16 protein-coding genes are annotated in these 18,382 nt (G+C 39.8%); all 16 read left to right on the top strand.

From position 1 onward, the window contains the following. Window positions 1-268 precede the first annotated feature (268 nt). Window positions 269-1,738, top strand: a complete 1,470-nt coding sequence (locus tag ADI76_RS09790; RefSeq protein ID WP_049516167.1) for an LCP family protein — start codon at window positions 269-271, stop codon at window positions 1,736-1,738. Continuing rightward, window positions 1,735-2,466 carry a capsular polysaccharide biosynthesis protein Cps4B gene (gene cps4B / locus ADI76_RS09795; protein WP_049516169.1) on the top strand — a complete coding sequence of 244 codons (732 nt, stop codon included), beginning with the start codon at window positions 1,735-1,737 and terminating at the stop codon, window positions 2,464-2,466. The genes ADI76_RS09790 and cps4B overlap by 4 nt, the downstream gene beginning before the upstream one ends. Window positions 2,467-2,510: 44 nt before the next feature. Next, complete coding sequence (locus ADI76_RS09800; RefSeq protein ID WP_049516171.1) at window positions 2,511-3,206, top strand: Wzz/FepE/Etk N-terminal domain-containing protein; 696 nt, start codon at window positions 2,511-2,513, stop codon at window positions 3,204-3,206. Between the two features lie 12 nt (window positions 3,207-3,218). Beyond that, a complete protein-coding gene (locus tag ADI76_RS09805; protein ID WP_049472726.1) occupies window positions 3,219-3,911 on the top strand; it encodes a tyrosine-protein kinase in 693 nt (230 codons plus the stop codon). 19 nt (window positions 3,912-3,930) lie between these two features. Continuing rightward, on the top strand, window positions 3,931-5,307 hold the full coding sequence (locus ADI76_RS09810) for a sugar transferase (RefSeq protein ID WP_049516173.1): 1,377 nt from the start codon (window positions 3,931-3,933) through the stop codon (window positions 5,305-5,307). Between the two features lie 38 nt (window positions 5,308-5,345). After that, window positions 5,346-6,518 carry a beta 1-4 rhamnosyltransferase Cps2T gene (cps2T, locus tag ADI76_RS09815; RefSeq protein WP_049516174.1) on the top strand — a complete coding sequence of 391 codons (1,173 nt, stop codon included), beginning with the start codon at window positions 5,346-5,348 and terminating at the stop codon, window positions 6,516-6,518. 2 nt (window positions 6,519-6,520) lie between these two features. After that, the gene (locus tag ADI76_RS09820) at window positions 6,521-7,669 is read left to right on the top strand and encodes a glycosyltransferase family 4 protein (RefSeq protein WP_049516176.1); all 1,149 of its coding nucleotides are present in this window, start codon (window positions 6,521-6,523) and stop codon (window positions 7,667-7,669) included. A 133-nt stretch (window positions 7,670-7,802) separates the two neighbouring features. Next, a complete protein-coding gene (locus ADI76_RS09825) occupies window positions 7,803-8,777 on the top strand; it encodes a glycosyltransferase (protein WP_049516178.1) in 975 nt (324 codons plus the stop codon). Window positions 8,778-8,794: 17 nt separating this feature from the next. Next, window positions 8,795-9,784 (top strand): glycosyltransferase family 2 protein, encoded by a 990-nt coding sequence (locus ADI76_RS09830; protein WP_080982797.1) that lies wholly within the window; start codon window positions 8,795-8,797, stop codon window positions 9,782-9,784. Between the two features lie 78 nt (window positions 9,785-9,862). After that, window positions 9,863-11,038, top strand: coding sequence for a polymerase (locus ADI76_RS09835; protein WP_193390731.1), 1,176 nt, complete (start codon window positions 9,863-9,865; stop codon window positions 11,036-11,038). 51 nt (window positions 11,039-11,089) lie between these two features. Beyond that, window positions 11,090-12,505 carry a flippase gene (locus ADI76_RS09840; RefSeq protein ID WP_049516180.1) on the top strand — a complete coding sequence of 472 codons (1,416 nt, stop codon included), beginning with the start codon at window positions 11,090-11,092 and terminating at the stop codon, window positions 12,503-12,505. Window positions 12,506-12,507: 2 nt separating this feature from the next. After that, complete coding sequence (locus ADI76_RS09845) at window positions 12,508-13,506, top strand: acyltransferase family protein (RefSeq protein ID WP_049516182.1); 999 nt, start codon at window positions 12,508-12,510, stop codon at window positions 13,504-13,506. Window positions 13,507-13,519: 13 nt separating this feature from the next. After that, a complete protein-coding gene (gene glf, locus ADI76_RS09850) occupies window positions 13,520-14,620 on the top strand; it encodes a UDP-galactopyranose mutase (RefSeq protein ID WP_049516184.1) in 1,101 nt (366 codons plus the stop codon). Further along, on the top strand, window positions 14,617-15,609 hold the full coding sequence (locus ADI76_RS09855; RefSeq protein WP_049516187.1) for a Stealth CR1 domain-containing protein: 993 nt from the start codon (window positions 14,617-14,619) through the stop codon (window positions 15,607-15,609). The genes glf and ADI76_RS09855 overlap by 4 nt, the downstream gene beginning before the upstream one ends. 10 nt (window positions 15,610-15,619) lie before the next feature. Beyond that, entirely contained in the window at window positions 15,620-16,672 is a 1,053-nt protein-coding gene (locus tag ADI76_RS09860) for a galactofuranosyltransferase (RefSeq protein WP_049516190.1), read from the top strand. A 144-nt stretch (window positions 16,673-16,816) separates the two neighbouring features. After that, window positions 16,817-18,382, top strand: a 1,566-nt coding sequence (locus ADI76_RS09865) for a GBS Bsp-like repeat-containing protein (protein WP_049516191.1), incomplete at its 3' end; no start/stop codon positions are given.

Raw genomic sequence — 18,382 nt, forward strand, 5'->3', positions numbered from 1 at the left:
TTGAGTAGGGCTGTAAAAGCTGATGAAATCAGCGTAGTAGAGCCCACTCAACCACTGCGTCTTTCTCTACAATCCAAAAACAATTAAGAGGCTAGGACTTTTGTCCCAGCCTCTTTTGGATTCTCTGCATAAGTATACAAGGGATTTTGTTTGCTTTAGAAAGCGCTTACTTTTCAAATGGCCATAATGGACAAAAAAGTGATAATTAATGCATTTTTTGCTAAAAATATGTTACAATAAATATGATTAGGACTAATTGGAGGTATTTATGTCACAAAGGAGACGGAATCGTCGTTCAGAGCATAAGTGGGGGCAATTGCGAATCGTTAATTCCGTATTGCTTATTTTTTTGCTTATGACCGCGAGTTGGGCGACCTATACCATGTTGGCCAATAACATCTTGGCTTTTCGCTATGTTAATGTTCTCGTGATGGTACTACTAGCTGTTCTCTTGCTCTTGTCAGCTTGGTTTGTGATCAAAAATCAGGCCCAAAAGACAACTTTGGTCCTGCTTCTTGTCGGCTTATTGGCTAGTTCAGGAGTTTTGTTTGCTAGTCAACAGCTGCTAAATCTGACGAGTAATGTCAATGGCCACTCTAACTATACAGAGTTTGAGATGGCTGTCTATGTCAAGAAAGACAGTGACGTCAAAGACATCAAAGACATCAAGGAAGTGGTGGCACCAAAGGGCAACAATAATGAAGCCAATCTCACGGCCCTCTTGGATAATATCAAAAAGACCAAGGGTCAGGAAATTTCTGTAGTGGATGCACCGACTTATCTAGATGCCTATAAGAGCCTGCAAGAAGGGAATGCTTCTGCCATGGTGCTCAACAGTACCTTTGAAGATACTATCGCTGCTGAAGATACCGACTATGCGAAGAAGTTGAAGAAAATCTATTCCTACAAGATTCGAAAAGAAGTGGCAGCGACGAGCAATGTGTCTGCCAATGCGGATGTCTTTAACATCTATGTCAGCGGGATCGATACCTATGGCCCAGTAACCTCGGTTTCTCGATCAGATGTCAATATCATCATGACCGTCAATCGGAAGACCAAGCAAGTTCTGTTGACAACGACGCCGCGGGATGCCTATGTACCGATTGCAGATGGTGGTAACAACCAAAATGATAAGTTGACCCATGCGGGGATCTACGGTGTGGATGCTTCCATTCATACACTTGAGAATCTCTATGATATCAAGCTCAACTACTATGTTCGTCTCAATTTCACATCCTTCCTCAAGTTGATTGACCTTCTAGGGGGGATCGATGTGGAAAATGACCAAGAATTCACGAGCCTGCACGGGAAGTTCCATTTCCCAGTAGGAAAGGTCCATTTGAATTCAGAGCAAGCACTCGGTTTTGTTCGAGAACGCTACTCTCTTCAAGGTGGTGACAATGACCGTGGGAAAAACCAAGAAAAAGTCATTGCGGCCATTATCAAAAAGTTGACCTCTACTAAGGTCTTAAGCAACTACAATGAGATTATCGGAAACCTCCAAGATTCTGTCCAAACCAATATGCAGTTGCCAACTATGATGAACTTGATCAATACCCAGTTAGAAACGGGTGGTTCTTATGAGGTGACTTCTCAAGCGATCACCGGTCAAGGACGAAATGACTTGCCATCTTATGCCATGCCTGGTTACAACCTCTATGTCATGGAGTTGGATCAAGCGAGCTTGACCAAGGCTAAGGAAACCATTCAAAAAGTAATGGAAGGAAAAGAAAAATGATTGATATCCACTCGCACATCGTCTTTGATGTGGATGATGGACCAAAGACAAGAGAAGATACGCGTACCTTATTGGAAGAAAGTTATCGCCAAGGGGTACGGACCATTATCTCCACTTCTCATCGTCGCAAGGGAATGTTTGAAACTCCCGAAGAAAAGATTTCTGAAAATTTTCAAGAAGTGAAAAAAATTGCGGCAGAGGTCGCGCCAGATTTAACGATTCATTACGGAGCAGAGATCTACTTTACGAATGATGTCTTGAAAAAACTGGAAGAAAAGATCATTCCACGTTTAGCTGAGACGCGCTTTGCTCTGATTGAATTCAGTATGGGAACGCCTTATAAGGAGATTCATACCGCCTTGGACCGTTTGCTCCATCTAGGCGTGACACCGGTGGTGGCCCATATCGAGCGCTACAAGTGCTTGGAGAAAAATGAGGAGCGCGTGCAAGAGATGATTGACATGGGCTGCTACATGCAGATCAATAGTTCGAGTGTTCTCAAGCCTCGCCTCTTTGGGGATGAGCAAAAACAACTGAAAAAACGAGCTCGGTACTTTTTAGAAAAAGACTTGGTCCACTTTGTTGCCAGTGATATGCACAATGTGGATAAACGACCGCCTTATATGGCGGAAGCCTATCGCTTGATCAAGGAAGAATACGGAGAACAACGAGCACAAGCCCTCTTTGTCAGCAATCAAGAACTCTTGTTAGCGGATGAATTAATCTAACCAGGAAACAGGTGGAGAGATCCACATGAAGGAGTAATTAGGAAATGAACAATCAAGAAAATCAAGCAGTGGAAATTGATGTTTTCGCTATGCTGAAGACCCTATGGAAACGCAAGTTTTCGATCGTTTTGGTCGCTCTTGTCTTTGCCATTGCAGCATTTGGCTATAGTGCATTTTTAGCCAAGAAAGAATACCAAAGTACTAGCCGGATCTATGTGGTCAGTCGTCAAAACCAAGACAACAATGCCTTGACAAACTCTGATTTGCAGGCGGGTTCTTACTTGGTTAAGGACTACCGTGAGATCATTCTTTCTCAAAATGTCTTGAGCCAAGCCATCGAAGAATTGAAACTTGATCTGACACCTGCTGAGTTGTCCAAAAAGATCAGTGTGTCTGTTCCGACCGACACTCGGATCCTTTCGATTACGGCTAAAGATGGAGATCCAAAAGAAGCTGCTCGTATCGCCAACGGCCTTCGCAATGTAGCAGCTGAAAAGATCATTTCTGTGACCAAGGTGTCAGATGTTACGACTTTGGATGAGGCAGAAGTGCCACAATCACCTTCTTCACCAAATATCCGACGCAATGTCCTTCTTGGCTTCATTGCTGGAGCAGGCCTCATGGTGGTTCTCTTGGTTGTAGTAGAAGTCTTGGACGATCGTGTCAAGAGACCAGAGGATATCGAAGAGTTGATGGGCTTGACCCTACTTGGTATTGTGCCAGATATGAAGAAACTGTAGACTGGGGATCGCATGAATACGTTAGAAATTTCAAAAAATAAACTGCAAGAAATTCGAAAGGCAGAAGAGTACTTCAATGCTCTTGCAACGAATATCCAATTGAGTGGGGTGGACTTAAAAGTCATCGCCATCTCATCTGTTCAAGAAAATGAAGGAAAATCAACCACTTCAACCAACTTGGCCGTTGCCTTTGCGCGCGCGGGTTACAAGACCCTTTTGGTCGACTGTGATATCCGGAACTCGGTTATGACAGGGATTTTCCGTAGCCGTACCAAGATCCAAGGGTTGACGGATTTCTTAGCTGGTCGTAGCCAATTGGACCAAATCTTGTATGCGACTGATTTTCCAAACTTGGATATTATTGAGTCTGGTCAGGTAGCACCAAACCCAACGGGTCTCTTGCAAAGCAAGAACTTCACTGTGATGATGGATGCCCTGCGTGAGCATTTTGACTACATCATTGTCGACACGCCTCCAATCGGGGTCGTGATTGATGCGGCCATTATCGCCCAACGCTGTGATGGAACTGTCTTGATCACAGAATCTGGGGCCAATGGACGCAAGGCTGTCCAAAAAGCTAAGGACCAATTAGAACAAACAGGCACCCCTTTCTTGGGAGTTGTGCTCAATAAATTTAACATTAAAGCTGCGGAGTATGGTTCGTATGGAGGATACGGATCTTACGGAGAGTACGGGAAAAAGTAAAGAATAGGATTGAGGGGAAATGGGAGAAGAAAGAATTGAACTGGAAAAACTAAATATTGTTCTCTTTCAAAGTTTAGCTGTCCTATTTTCAGCTTACATTGTGAGCCTTTTTAAGGATGCAGAATACACGTCACAGACGATCGCCATTCTCTATCTCTTACATTTTGTAGCTTTCTACATTAGCAATATTGCCTATCGTTTTTATAGCAGGGGTTACCTGGATGAGCTCTTTCAGGTCTTGAAATACAATGTGTTTTTCGCTGTTGGGATCACCTTTACCTCTTTTATGCTCGATGGGGTCTTTTCCATCTCTCGTCGGGGGATGATCTACTTCTTTCTTTTGAATACATTTTCTGTCTATGTCATGGATCTCTTGCTCAAGAGATACCGGAGGTCTGTTTCCCCACGGCGGAAAAGCTCGAGAAAGATTTTCCTGATCACAGCGACTAGTCGGATGGAAAAAGTGTTTGATATTCTACATTCGCCCAGCCTTTATCATGGAGAACTAATCGGTGTCACTGTCATGGACGATACTGATTTTGCTCATTCAGGTGTACGGGTGGTGCAGCCAGATCAAATGATGAATTTTGTGACCAAGGAAGTGGTGGATGAAGTGTTTATCAATCTGCCAAGTGAGGACTACAATATTAGTGACTTGGTCTCGGAGTTTGAGAGTATGGGGATCGATGTAACTGTCAATCTCAATGCCTTTAACTTCGCGTCCTTAGGTAATAAACGGGTTCGAGAAGTCGGAGGACTAAGTGTCGTTACTTTCTCAACCAATTTCTACAAGCCGAGTCACGTCTTTGCTAAACGTCTCTTGGACATTGCAGGAGCCCTCTTTGGTCTCTTGATTTGTGGCCTAGTGAGTATCGTCTTAGTCCCTCTGATTCGTAAGGATGGCGGCCCTGCCTTCTTTGTACAAAAACGGGTCGGTAAGAACGGACGGTATTTCAACTTCTATAAATTCCGCTCCATGCGGGTGGATGCCGAAGAGATTAAGAAAGATCTCATGGCACAAAATACCATGACAGGTGGCATGTTCAAGATGGAAAACGATCCACGGGTAACGCCAATCGGACGCTTTATCCGTAAGACCAGTCTCGATGAATTACCACAATTTTACAATGTTCTGATCGGTGATATGAGTCTGGTCGGGACTCGTCCCCCAACGGTTGACGAATACCAAGAATATACGCCAGCCCAAAAACGCCGACTCAGCTTCAAACCAGGCATTACCGGCCTTTGGCAAGTGAGCGGACGCAGTGAAATCAAGGATTTTGACGAAGTGGTCAAACTGGACGTTGCGTACATGGACGATTGGACGATTTGGAGAGACATTCAGATCTTGCTCAAGACCGTGAAGGTTGTACTTAGAAAAGAAGGAGCGAAGTAGGAGACTGCCTACTTCGTCCTTTCCATGTTAGGAGAAAAATGACACAATCAATTTATATCGTTGGTTCCAAAGGTATTCCAGCAAAATATGGTGGTTTTGAGACCTTTGTTGAGAAGTTGACAGAATTCCAACAAGATAAAAATATCCAGTATTATGTAGCTTGTATGCGGGAGAATTCAGCAAAATCAGGAATTACTGCAGATACTTTCGAGCATAATGGAGCAATCTGTTACAATATTGACGTCCCTAATATCGGTCCTGCGCGTGCCATTGCTTATGATATTGCGGCTCTCAATAAAGCTATTGAAATCGCAAAAGAAAATAAGGATCAAGCTCCGATTTTTTATGTCTTGGCTTGCCGGATTGGTCCTTTTATCTCAAAAATTAAAAAGAAAATCAAGGCGATCGGTGGGACCCTCATGGTCAATCCAGATGGTCATGAATGGCTTCGCGCGAAATGGAGTCTCCCAGTCCGTAAGTACTGGAAGTTTTCTGAACAACTCATGGTTAAACATGCCGACCTGTTAATCTGCGATAGCAAGAATATTGAAGCCTATATCCAGAAGGATTACGCTAAGTATCAGCCACAGACGACCTATATCGCCTATGGAACGGATACAAGCAAGTCTGGCCTGAGTAGAGAAGATGAGAAAATACGGACCTGGTTTGCGGATAAGCAAGTCTCTGAAGGGAGTTACTACCTTGTCGTAGGTCGCTTTGTACCCGAAAACAACTATGAGGCCATGATTCGTGGCTTTATGCAGTCAAACTCCCAAAAAGATTTTGTCCTGATTACCAATGTGGAACAAAACAAGTTCTATGAACAGTTGCGTAAAGATACTGGATTTGATAAGGATCCTCGAGTGAAGTTTGTGGGAACTGTCTATGATCAAGAATTGCTCAAATACATCCGTGAGAATGCCTTTGCATACTTCCATGGTCATGAAGTAGGTGGTACCAATCCATCTCTTCTTGAGGCACTAGAGTCTACTAAACTCAACCTCTTGTTGGATGTTGGCTTTAACCGTGAAGTCGGTGAAGATGGTGCTCTCTATTGGAAGAAAGATCAATTGGCACATGTCATTAATCAGGCTGAACAATTGGATGAACAAGCTATCGAAGATCTTAATCAACAATCAAGTCAACGGATTGCAGATGCTTTCACTTGGGAAAAGATTGTCACAGACTACGAGAAAGTATTTAAAGGTTAGAAATGCAGAAAATATTATATCTCCACGCTGGTGCCGAAATGTATGGTGCTGACAAGGTGTTGTTGGAGCTTATCAAGGGTTTGGATAAAGATGCTTTTGAGGCACATGTTATCTTACCCAATGATGGTGTCTTAGTTGGTGCATTGGAAGAGGTCGGTGCTAAGGTAAAAGTCATAGACTATCCAATTTTGCGCCGGAAATATTTTAATCCAAAAGGGATTCTTGAGTACTTTGGTTCTTATAACCGTTACTCCAAACAAATTGCTCAATACGCTAAAGAGAATGGCATTACCCTTATTCACAACAATACGACTGCAGTACTTGAGGGAATTTACCTCAAACGGAAGTTGAAACTTCCTCTGATTTGGCATGTGCATGAAATTATCGTCAAACCAAAAGCGATTTCAGATTTTATCAACTTTTTGATGGGGCGCTATGCTGATACGATTGTGACAGTTTCAAATGCTGTAGCCAACCACGTCAAGCAGTCTCGCTATGTGAAAGACGAGCAGGTTCAAGTCATCTATAATGGTGTTGACAATGCCGTCTATCAGGTGATGGATGCCAGCGCAGTCCGTGACCAATTTGGGATCGCACAGGATGCCTTGGTTATCGGTATGGTTGGTCGAGTGAATGCCTGGAAAGGTCAAGGCGACTTCCTAGAAGCCGTGACCCCAATCTTGCAGGCAAATCCAAAGGCAGTAGCCTTTTTGGCAGGAAGTGCATTTGAAGGTGAAGAGTGGCGCGTGGATGAGTTGGAAAAGGCTATATCAGAATCACCAGTAGCTAGCCAAATCAAGCGTATCGATTATTATAGTAAGACAACAGAGCTCTATAATATGTTCGATATATTTGTCTTGCCAAGTACTAACCCAGATCCTCTACCAACTGTAGTCCTTGAATCCATGGCTTGTGGTAAACCTGTAGTGGGTTACCGTCATGGTGGTGTCTGTGAGATGGTCAAGGAAGGCGAAAATGGCCTTCTCGCTACTCCAAATCAGCCTGAAGAATTGTCTAAAGCTATCCAAGAATTAGCAGAGAACACTGAGAAAAGAGAACAATTTGGTAAGGCCTCTGTCCAACGCCAAAAAGAACTCTTCTCATTACAAAGTTATATTCGAAATTTTTCGGAGTTGTATAAGAAATATTAATAATCAAATTCGCTGAAAAAAGGATTATATCCGAGCTGATTTAAAGATTTACCATATATTATTGAATGTTGTAAGTCATTTAGATCAGAGAGGAGAAGAATTAGAGTAGAATAAAAATTTAGGTAAAGAATTGATGAAACCACTATTAACTGTCGTCATTCCAGTATATAATGTTGAAAGATATTTAAAACGTTGCATTGAAAGTGTTCTTGCCCAAGAATGGAAGGACTATGAGATTATACTTGTTAATGACGGGAGTACTGATCATTCTCCTCAAATCTGTGATGACTATGTTAAGGCTTATGACTTTATCTCAGTTATTCATAAAGAAAATGGTGGACTTTCTGAAGCACGGAACACAGGTATTTCTCATGCCAAAGGAGAATATGTTTATTTTCCTGATTCAGATGATTGGATTGAACCAGATACCTTTATAGCGTTAGCAGAAGCACTAGAATCTCAAGAGTTTGATATTATTTCTTTTAATCGTGAGTTTGTAAAGGGTGAAGAAGATGCTATAGTTTCAGAACCAGAAGTGACTCAAGTCTTTGAAGGTAAAGATGCTTTTGTGCAAATGCTGAAGCATAGTTATATTACTGGGTTTGCTAATGATAAAATCTATCGAAAATCATTATTCACTGATCATAACATTCAGTTTCCAATTGGGAAATACTATGAGGATCTTGGCACTAATTACAAACTGTTTCTTGCGGCTAAGAAGGTCTATGCAACTAATCAAAAATACTATCACTACTTAATCGACAACCCAGATTCTATTACACAGTCTTGGAATGAAAAAAAGTTTAGAGATATGTTTGGGTTTTATAAAGAAATGTTTTATTCTGATTTTGTAAGTTCGCAATTAAATCAAGAAGAGTTGCATATCTCACAACTTTATTATGTAAATGGATTGACTCATATTTTAGCTAGCTTGTATAAAGCTAAGCTAGATCGTCAATATGCTGAAATAAGAAATGATGTCAATCAGGAATTAAGAAAAAATAAAATAATGTATAGTGAAATAAAATACCTGCCAAATAGAATGAAATATTTGTTATACCGTTTGCACTTGTTGAAGATGGCTTTTGCTATACAAGGGATGAAATGAGAGAAATTTAGGGGATTATGTTGAAGTATTCAGTCATTATACCGGTATACAATGTAGAGAATTATCTCCCTCGTTGTCTCGATAGTCTACTTGCTCAAAATTATGCGGATTTGGAAATTTTGTTGATTGATAATGGCTCCAAAGATCAGAGTGGTCAAATCTGTGAGGATTATGCTACTAAGTTTTCAAATATTACAGCCTATCATATTCCAAATAAGGGTGTCGGTTCAGCCCGCAATTTTGGTCTAGCCAAAGCGAAAGGCGAGTTCATTTGTTTTGTGGATGCGGATGACTATCTTGAGGGAAATCTATTTTCAGATGTGGAAAGTCAATTAGATTCACAATTAGACTTATTGTTGTTTAGTTACTATAATTCGATTGAACAAAACTTATCGGAAATAACTCGATCAGCAAAAATTCTTCCTACTGAAGGAAAAAAAGACAAAAGTGATTTTATTGCGCTTTTTCAAGAATTATGTTTAACAGATATGATGTATACTGTTTGGAATAAAATTTACCGTAGAAAATTTCTGGAGGAGCATCAAATTGTCTTTGAGTCCTATGAATTGGGAGAAGATGTTCGCTTCAATCTGAATGTTTATCAGCATGTCAATGCGGTTTTCTTGGTGAAATCTTGTTATTATGTCTATATTTCAGGAAGGGTAGATTCTGCGATGGGACAGTATAATCCTAATCGAATGAACTATCAATTGGAAGAACTAGGAAAAGTTGATCAGTTGATGACAAGCTGGAATATCCATGATGATCAATTTATAGATCAAATAAAGGCGCGCATCCTGATGAGTAATATTCAGAACATATCAAAGCAAAAGATGTCTCTTTCTAAAAAACGATACTATGTTGAGGTGTTGTGTAGAAATCAAGAGATGATTGCATTGCTAAAAAAAACTACTTCTCCTCTTCACCCTCTCGTTAGACTGTTATTACATATCAGAATGTATCTGACAGTAATTTTTTTAAAAAAACTGCAAACCTTGATAAAATAGGGATATTCGCTGTTTGCTTGTGAGAGGTTTTAATAGATAGCAGTAATAAGACTTTATGATCATGATTGAAAGGTTTGGATGACTGTTGTGATGAACAATCGTTTTATATCAGAAAAAATTTATTTATTCACCTTGTTTATATGGGTTGTTGTCGCTTCGTTAGTCACAACTACTTATTTTGTTCGATTAGATGGTTTTCTATCGCTTTATCGTTTGCTCTTTTACTTTACAATTAGTATGCTGTTGATAAAGGAGTTAATGAACTTTCCGAAAACGCTATATTACTTTAGATTTCATTGGCAACAATTATTAATAGTAACGGCGTTTTTTATTTCAATGTTTATAGTTGCAAAAAATCGCGATGGATTGTTAGATATAAATGTGTTGCTTCTTGTTTTTTCTGCTAGAGATATTGATTTTAGGAAATTATTAGGAACGTTTTCTTTAGCGACATTCCTAGTACTTTGTTTGACAATTTATGCCAGTCAAAAAGGTATTATTGCCAATATGTTTATGAATGCAGATGGTGGCTACCGTTTTAGTCTAGGATTTAACTATGTATCATTTGCTTCACAGAGATTGTTCTTTGCTTTGTGTACTTATCTGATGTTTCGGGGTAAAAGAATTTCTTACCTTGAATTGTTGGCCTTACTCTTGGCTACGATTTATATGCACCAACAAACTTCGACAACTAGTCCATTTTACTTAAGTATTTTGATACTAACCTATGCTTTGTTTAGTGTTAAAATCTTTAAAAAAGAGTTTATCATTGAAAATTTCTGGACAAAGACACTTGCACATTATGGTTTTATTTTAGCTTTAGCGATTATCTTGTATTTTTGTTTTTATTCATCTGGGAATTTATTTCACTTAGTCGATCAATTTACGCATAATCGCTTGCGTCTTAGTGTGGATGGTTTCCGAAATTTTGGAGTACCTCTATTTGGCCAACGAATTTCTTTTAAAACTCTGGATATGTTTGGGAATTTTACTAGTAATTATAATTATATTGATAGCTCTTTTGTTCAACTATTGGTTATTGATGGCTTGATTGTCAGTGTATTTATGTTGTTTGCGTTGACAAAAGTAATGCGATATTTTGTATCCATTCAAAAAGATATCGTACTGGCTTGCTTAGGAATTATGATTATCCATGGCATGTTTGATCCTCAGATGTTAGTTCTTCGTTATTCTCCATTAATCTTGTTTATCAGTCGTCTGTTTATTCTGAATGATGATACGAAAATTGAATAAAGAAGAGTATTCGTCAAATCCAAAGGAAGGCTAAAACAAGTTATTGTACTTATGAAAGTTTTAAAAAATTACGCCTATAATCTCTCCTACCAGTTGCTGGTGATTATCTTGCCGATTGTTACCACTCCTTATGTAACGCGGGTCTTTAGTTCAAATGACTTAGGGACCTATGGCTATTTCAACTCCATTGTCACCTACTTTATCCTTTTGGCGACGCTAGGAGTGGCCAATTATGGAACCAAGGAGATCTCAGGACACCGGAAAGATATCCAAAAGAATTTCTGGGGAATTTATACCCTCCAGTTAGGGGCAACCTTTGTCTCCATCTTACTCTATGTCTTGTTTTGCTTGATGCTTCCATCTATGCAAAACCCTGTGGCCTATATTTTGGGGCTCAGTTTAGTTTCAAAGGGACTAGACATCTCCTGGCTCTTTCAAGGATTGGAAGATTTCCGCAAGATTACGGTTCGAAATATCACGGTCAAACTGGTTGGAGTCATCTCCATCTTCTTGTTTGTCAAATCTGCTAATGATCTTTATCTCTATGTATTCTTACTCACCATCTTTGAACTGTTAGGTCAGCTTAGCATGTGGTTGCCCGCACGTGAATTTATTGGGAGAGTCCATTTTGATATGGCCTATGCACGGGTGCATTTAAAACCGGTCATTTTGCTCTTTTTACCTCAGATTGCCATTTCCCTCTATGTCACCTTGGACCGGACTATGCTTGGGGCTCTTGCCTCTACAAAGGATGTGGGGATCTATGACCAGGCCTTAAAATTGGTCAATATTTTGTTAACCTTAGTCACCTCACTGGGAAGCGTTATGTTGCCCCGTGTATCGAGCCTCTTGTCGTCGGGAGACCACAAGGCTGTCAACAAGATGCACAAAATGTCTTTTTTGATCTATAATTTGGTCATTTTCCCAATTATTGCAGGTATGCTGATTGTCAACGATGACTTTGTTCGATTCTTCTTAGGGAAGGATTTCCAAGATGCTCGCTATGCCATCGCTATCATGATCTTCCGTATGTTCTTCATCGGATGGACCAATATTATGGGGATTCAAATTCTCATCCCACATGATAAGAACAAAGAATTTATGCTGTCCACCACGATTCCTGCTATTGTCAGTGTCGGGTTGAACCTGCTCTTCTTACCTCATTTTGGTTTTATTGGCGCAGCCATTGTATCCGTCTTAACAGAATCTTTGGTATGGCTGATTCAACTGTACTATACCCGTCATTACCTCAAGGAAGTTCCGATTATCGGGTCTATGACAAAAATTATTTTCGCATCTGCTCTGATGTATGGCCTGTTACTACTTGTAAAACCATTCCTACATTTCACCCCTACCCTGAATGTACTTGTGTATTCGGTGCTTGGTGGGATCACTTATCTGATCGCTATCCTATCTCTGAAAGTGGTAGATGTGAAAGAATTAAAACAGATAATAGGGAAAAATTAGAAATGAAGAAAATACGGAATATTGACATAGACTTTATTAAAGTTATTGCTTGTATTGGAGTTGTTTTACTTCATACTACAATGCCGGGATTTAAGGAAACAAGAATATGGAATTATTCATCCTATTTATATTATTTAGGGACTTATTCAATTCCTTTGTTTTTTATGGTAAATGGTTATTTATTGTTGGGGAAAAGTGAAATAAAATACTCTTATATACTGGAAAAGGTAAAATGGATTTTAATAACAGTGTGCTCATGGAACCTTATCATTTGGCTTTTAAAACGAGATTTTACAGCTAATCCAGTTAAAAAGATTGCAGCTTCTTTAATACAAAAAGGTTATTTCTTCCAATTTTGGTTTTTTGGATCACTGATATTAATTTATTTATGCTTACCAATTTTGAAAAAAATTTTACATTCAAAAAGAAGTTATCTATACATTCTATCTTTATTAGTCGTTATTGGTTTGATTTTTGAATTGGTAAATTTTTTGCTTCAAATGCCGGTGCAAACTTATGTTATTCAAACGTTTAGATTATGGACTTGGTTCTTTTACTATATTTTAGGTGGCCTTGTAGCGCAATTTGAGATAGATAATTTAAAATATATATTTAAGGGATGGATGAAAGTCGTTAGCATGCTTTTGTTATTGATTTCACCAATGATATTATTTTTCATGGCAAAAACTATTTATCATAATCTTTTTGCTGAATATTTTTATGATATTCTTTTGGTAAAAGTCATTAGCTTAGGCTTATTTCTTACATTATTAACGCTAACTATTGACTCTAATAAATATAAAATCATCTACTTTTTATCGGTCCAAACGATGGGAGTATTCATAATACATACCTATGTTATGCAAATATGGCAAAAGTTTATAGGGTTTAACATAGTGGGGGCGTACTTATTTTTCCCTATTTTTACATTAATTATTAGTTTTATAATTATTATGATATTAATGAAAATCCCTTATATCAATCGAATAGTTAAGTTATAAAAAGGAGTTTATGATGTACGATTATCTGATTGTTGGTGCAGGTTTGTCTGGAGCAATCTTCGCAAACGAAGCAACAAAACGTGGTAAAAAAGTAAAAGTGATTGACAAGCGGGATCACATCGGTGGGAATATCTATTGTGAAGAAGTTGAAGGAATCAATGTTCACAAGTACGGTGCCCACATTTTCCATACGTCCAACAAAAAGGTTTGGGATTATGTCAACCAATTTGCTGAATTTAACAACTATATCAATTCACCGGTGGCGAATTACAAGGGTAGCCTCTACAATCTTCCCTTCAACATGAATACCTTCTACGCCATGTGGGGGACAAAGACTCCTCAAGAAGTCAAAGACAAGATTGCAGAGCAAACGGCGGATATGAAAGATGTTGAGCCCAAGAACCTTGAAGAACAGGCCATCAAGTTGATTGGTCCAGATATCTATGAAAAGTTGATCAAGGGCTATACGGAGAAGCAATGGGGACGTTCTGCAACAGACCTTCCACCATTTATCATCAAGCGCCTCCCAGTGCGTTTGACTTTTGATAATAACTACTTTAACGACCGTTACCAAGGGATTCCAATCGGTGGTTACAATGTCATCATTGAAAACATGCTGGGTGATGTAGAAGTAGAACTTGGGGTAGATTTCTTCGCCAATCGTGAAGAACTGGAAAGCTCTGCTGAAAAAGTTGTCTTCACAGGGATGATTGACCAGTACTTTGACTACAAGCATGGGGAGTTGGAATACCGCAGCCTTCGGTTCGAACACGAGATCTTGGATGAGAAAAATCATCAGGGTAATGCTGTGGTCAACTACACCGAGCGTGAAATTCCTTATACTCGGATCATTGAGCACAAGCACTTCGAGTATGGGACTCAACCGAAGACGGTGATTACCCGTGAATACCCAGCTGATTGGAAACGAGGCGATGAGCCCTACTATCCAATCAATGATGAAAAGAATAATGCGATGTTTGCCAAGTACCAAGAAGAAGCATCCAAAAATGACAAGGTTATCTTCTGTGGACGCCTAGCAGACTATAAATACTACGATATGCATGTGGTTATTGAGCGTGCTTTGGAAGTCGTAGAGAAAGAATTTACTAAATGACACAAGAAAAAATTGATATCGTTGTTCTTTGGGTAGATGGAAGTGCCCCAGAGTTTATCCGTGAAAAACAAACCGTTACGGGTCAAGTAGCAGATTTGAACCAAGAAACCGACGGTGAGCAACGTTATCGTGATTATGGTATTTTTAATTATTGGTTCCGTATGATTGAAAAGCATGCTCCTTGGGTAAATCATGTTTACTTAGTCACCAATGGACAAAAACCAGAATGGTTGAACTTGGAGCATCCAAAACTTAAATTGGTCACTCATAAGGAATTTATGCCTAATGAATATCTACCTACCTATAATTCAGCGGCTATTGAGCTTAATCTTCATCGGATTGAAGGATTGTCGGAGAACTATTTGTATTTCAATGATGATATGTACTTGATTAGAGATAGTCAACCTTCAGATTTTTATAAAAATGGTCAACCCAAGCTTTTAGCAGTATACGATGCTTTAGTTCCATGGTCACCATTTACGAACACTTATCACAATAACGTTGAATTAATCTATCGGCATTTTCCTAATAAGAAGGCTTTGAAATCTTCGCCTTGGAAATTCTTTAATTTCCGTTATGGTTCCTTGGTTTTGAAAAACTTGTTACTCTTGCCTTGGGGTCCGACAGGATACGTGAACCAACATTTACCTGTTCCAATGAAGAAAAGCACTTTGGCGCATTTATGGGAAATTGAAGGAGAAACGTTAGATAAAACATCACGTAATCAAATTAGAGATTATGGAGTAGATGTTAATCAATATATCTGTCAACATTGGCAAATTGAAAGTAATCAGTTTTACCCTATGTCAAAGAATTTTGGAGTGTCGATAGATTTAAATCAAGTAGATCGGTTAGAGAGTATCTTTAAAGACAAACGTAAAAAATTGCTTTGTGTGAATGATGATACTGACTTTAAAGAGGAGTATATCATTCGTTTTAAGGAAATCTTAAAAGAACACTATCCTGAAAAATCAGCTTTTGAAAAATGAGAAATAAGAGATGAAATACTATTTAAAAGAAGAATTTTTACACGATAACAATGTTAAAAATGCGGGTAATAAGGCACGTAATGACGTTGAAGAAATTGTAAAGAGAGAAGGCTATCAAGCCTTGGTTCTTTCAGTTGACAATTGGTATGAGATGAGCACACTTAAAGCTCAACTCCATAAATCGAAGGCTTTTGGTCAGGCCTTGGATCAATTGCAACAGGGAGATGAGTTGCTTATTCAATTCCCAATGCTTCACCATAGCTTTTTTACGACACATCATGTGAAGAAAGCACAGAAAAAAGGGGTAAAAGTTAATTTCATTATCCACGATTTAGAAGCTCTTCGTTATGTCAATGTTGAGAATTTCCCTTTAAAGCACAAGATTCGTATTCAGGTTCAAGAATCAGGTCTTCTTGGTGCAGCTGATGGGATCATCGCCCACAATCCAATCATGAAATCTGTTCTGGTGGATAAAGGGATTGATGCAGATAAGATTGTCAGCCTTGGTATTTTTGACTATTTAATTCCAGATTTCCAAGAAAACAACGAACTGTCAAAAAATCAGCCAATTATTGTAGCTGGTAATTTGGCACAAGAAAAAGCTGGCTATCTTTACTCACTTCCTGCAGAACCTGTCTATAACCTTTATGGTGTAGGTTTTGACGAGAGTAGAGCACTTGAAAACGAGACCTACTTTGGTTCTTTCCTACCGGATGAACTTCCTGCAGCCCTTGAGGGTGGTTTTGGACTAGTCTGGGATGGGGATAGTGCAGAAACTTGTAGTGGTGTTTTTGGCGAGTACCTTCGCTACAACAACTCTCACAAGGCGTCGCTTTATCTAGCATCGGACTTCCCGCTTGTAGTGTGGAAACAGTCAGCCTTATCTCACTTTGTGCTTGAGAAGAGCTGTGGGATTGCAGTAGAGTCGCTTCATGACTTGAAGGAGACAATCGACAATCTTTCAGATGCCGATTACCAAGATTTGGTAGACAATGCCAAGCGTGTTGGCCAAGAAATCCGAGATGGTCACTACTTAAAGATGGCCTTAAAGCGTTTAGCATAAGATCAAAAGAAGTCAGACAAACTTCTTTTTTTGTTTTTCAAAAAAATATCACTAATTTTAAAAATTTGCCTTATAAAACTTTTCATCGCTGAAACCGTGTGGTAAAATGATTAACGTATAAAATTTGTATAAAGGGAAGTTTATATGAAAAAGAAAGATCTTATTTTTTATGCTGGAGCGGCAGTCTTGATGGCTGTATCTGCTCAGGGAGTCAGTGCAGATGAGCTGGTTTCAAAAGAAGCTACTACTGAAGGTAACCAAGTCCAAGCTGAAACAGCGCCAGAAGTAGCCGTTGCTGATAAGACTGTAGCGCCTGTCGCAAGTAACTATGCAGCACCAGCAAATGTGACCGAACAGCCTGTGGCTTCTGCGAGCAGTACCACTGTTACAGACAGTCGTACACCATCTGTAGAGAAAGCTGTAGAAGCATCGACTACTGAGAAAGAAGAAATCCCGCTTCCGTCTGATACAGGAAGCACGACCTTCTTTAATACAGGTGCTCACGCTCCTGCTGGTCGCTCAACAGATGTAGCGGTTCAGCCAAAATCATTCGTTGATGTGAGTAGTCACAACGGTGATATTAGTATTGGCGACTACCGTACCCTAGCTAATAAGGGTGTGGGCGGTGTCGTTGTCAAATTGACAGAAGATACTTGGTACAAGAATCCGAATGCGGAAAACCAAATTCGCAATGCGCAAGCAGCTGGTCTACAAGTATCGACCTACCACTTCTCTCGCTATACTTCTGAGGAAGCAGCGCGTGCAGAAGCGCGGTTCTATATTGCAGCGGCGCAACGCTTGAATCTTCCAAAGAACACCCTCATGGTCAATGACTTTGAGGATGCTAAGATGCAGCCAAACATCAACCGCAACACCCAAGCTTGGGCAGACGAAATGCGTAAAAATGGCTACACCAACTTGATGTTCTACACCAGTGCCAGCTGGTTGGATGAAAACAACCTCCGCAAGAAAGGTCCTGTCAACACCGCTCAATTTGGCCTTCAGAATTTCTGGATTGCTCAATACCCTTCTCCAAAACTGTCTGTAAACGATGCGAAAAGCTTGCGTTACAATGGGAAAGCTGGCGCGTGGCAGTTCACTTCTCAAGCGGAATTGCTTCCAGGAAAACACCTCTTTGACCACAGTGTGGACTATACAGGTCGCTTCACAGCGAACGCAAAACCTGCAGCAGACCCGACAGAAGGCAGCTTAAGTGGGAAAATTGACATTGTCAATAACGATACCATGGCGGGACGCTTTGACGTTGTCATCTCAAATGTTAAGGCGCCAAATGGAGTTCGAACAGTTTCTGTACCTATTTGGTCAGAAACAGGTGGTCAAGATGACCTTGTTTGGTATACAGCCAACCGTCAAGCAAATGGGACCTATACCGTCAATGTAAAAGCAGCGGATCATAAAAACTCAACCGGTCTTTACAATGTCCACCTTTACTATGTTCAGAATAATGGACAAATGACGGGTGTGGGTGGAACAACGACAAATGTTTATATTGGAAAACGACCAGAGGATTTAAAACCAAGTGGCACGCTAACAATTGAAAATAATAATGTTGAGACGGGCACGTTTGATGCAGTAATTCGTAATGTAGTAGCCCCAACCGGATTGAAAGAAGTCTTGATCCCAACATGGTCCGACAAGAACTGGCAAGATGATCTAGTATGGCACAAAGCAGTCCGTCAAAGTGATGGC

Origin of the sequence: Streptococcus parasanguinis (assembly GCF_001074805.1) — a bacterium.
Classification (GTDB): domain Bacteria; phylum Bacillota; class Bacilli; order Lactobacillales; family Streptococcaceae; genus Streptococcus; species Streptococcus parasanguinis_A.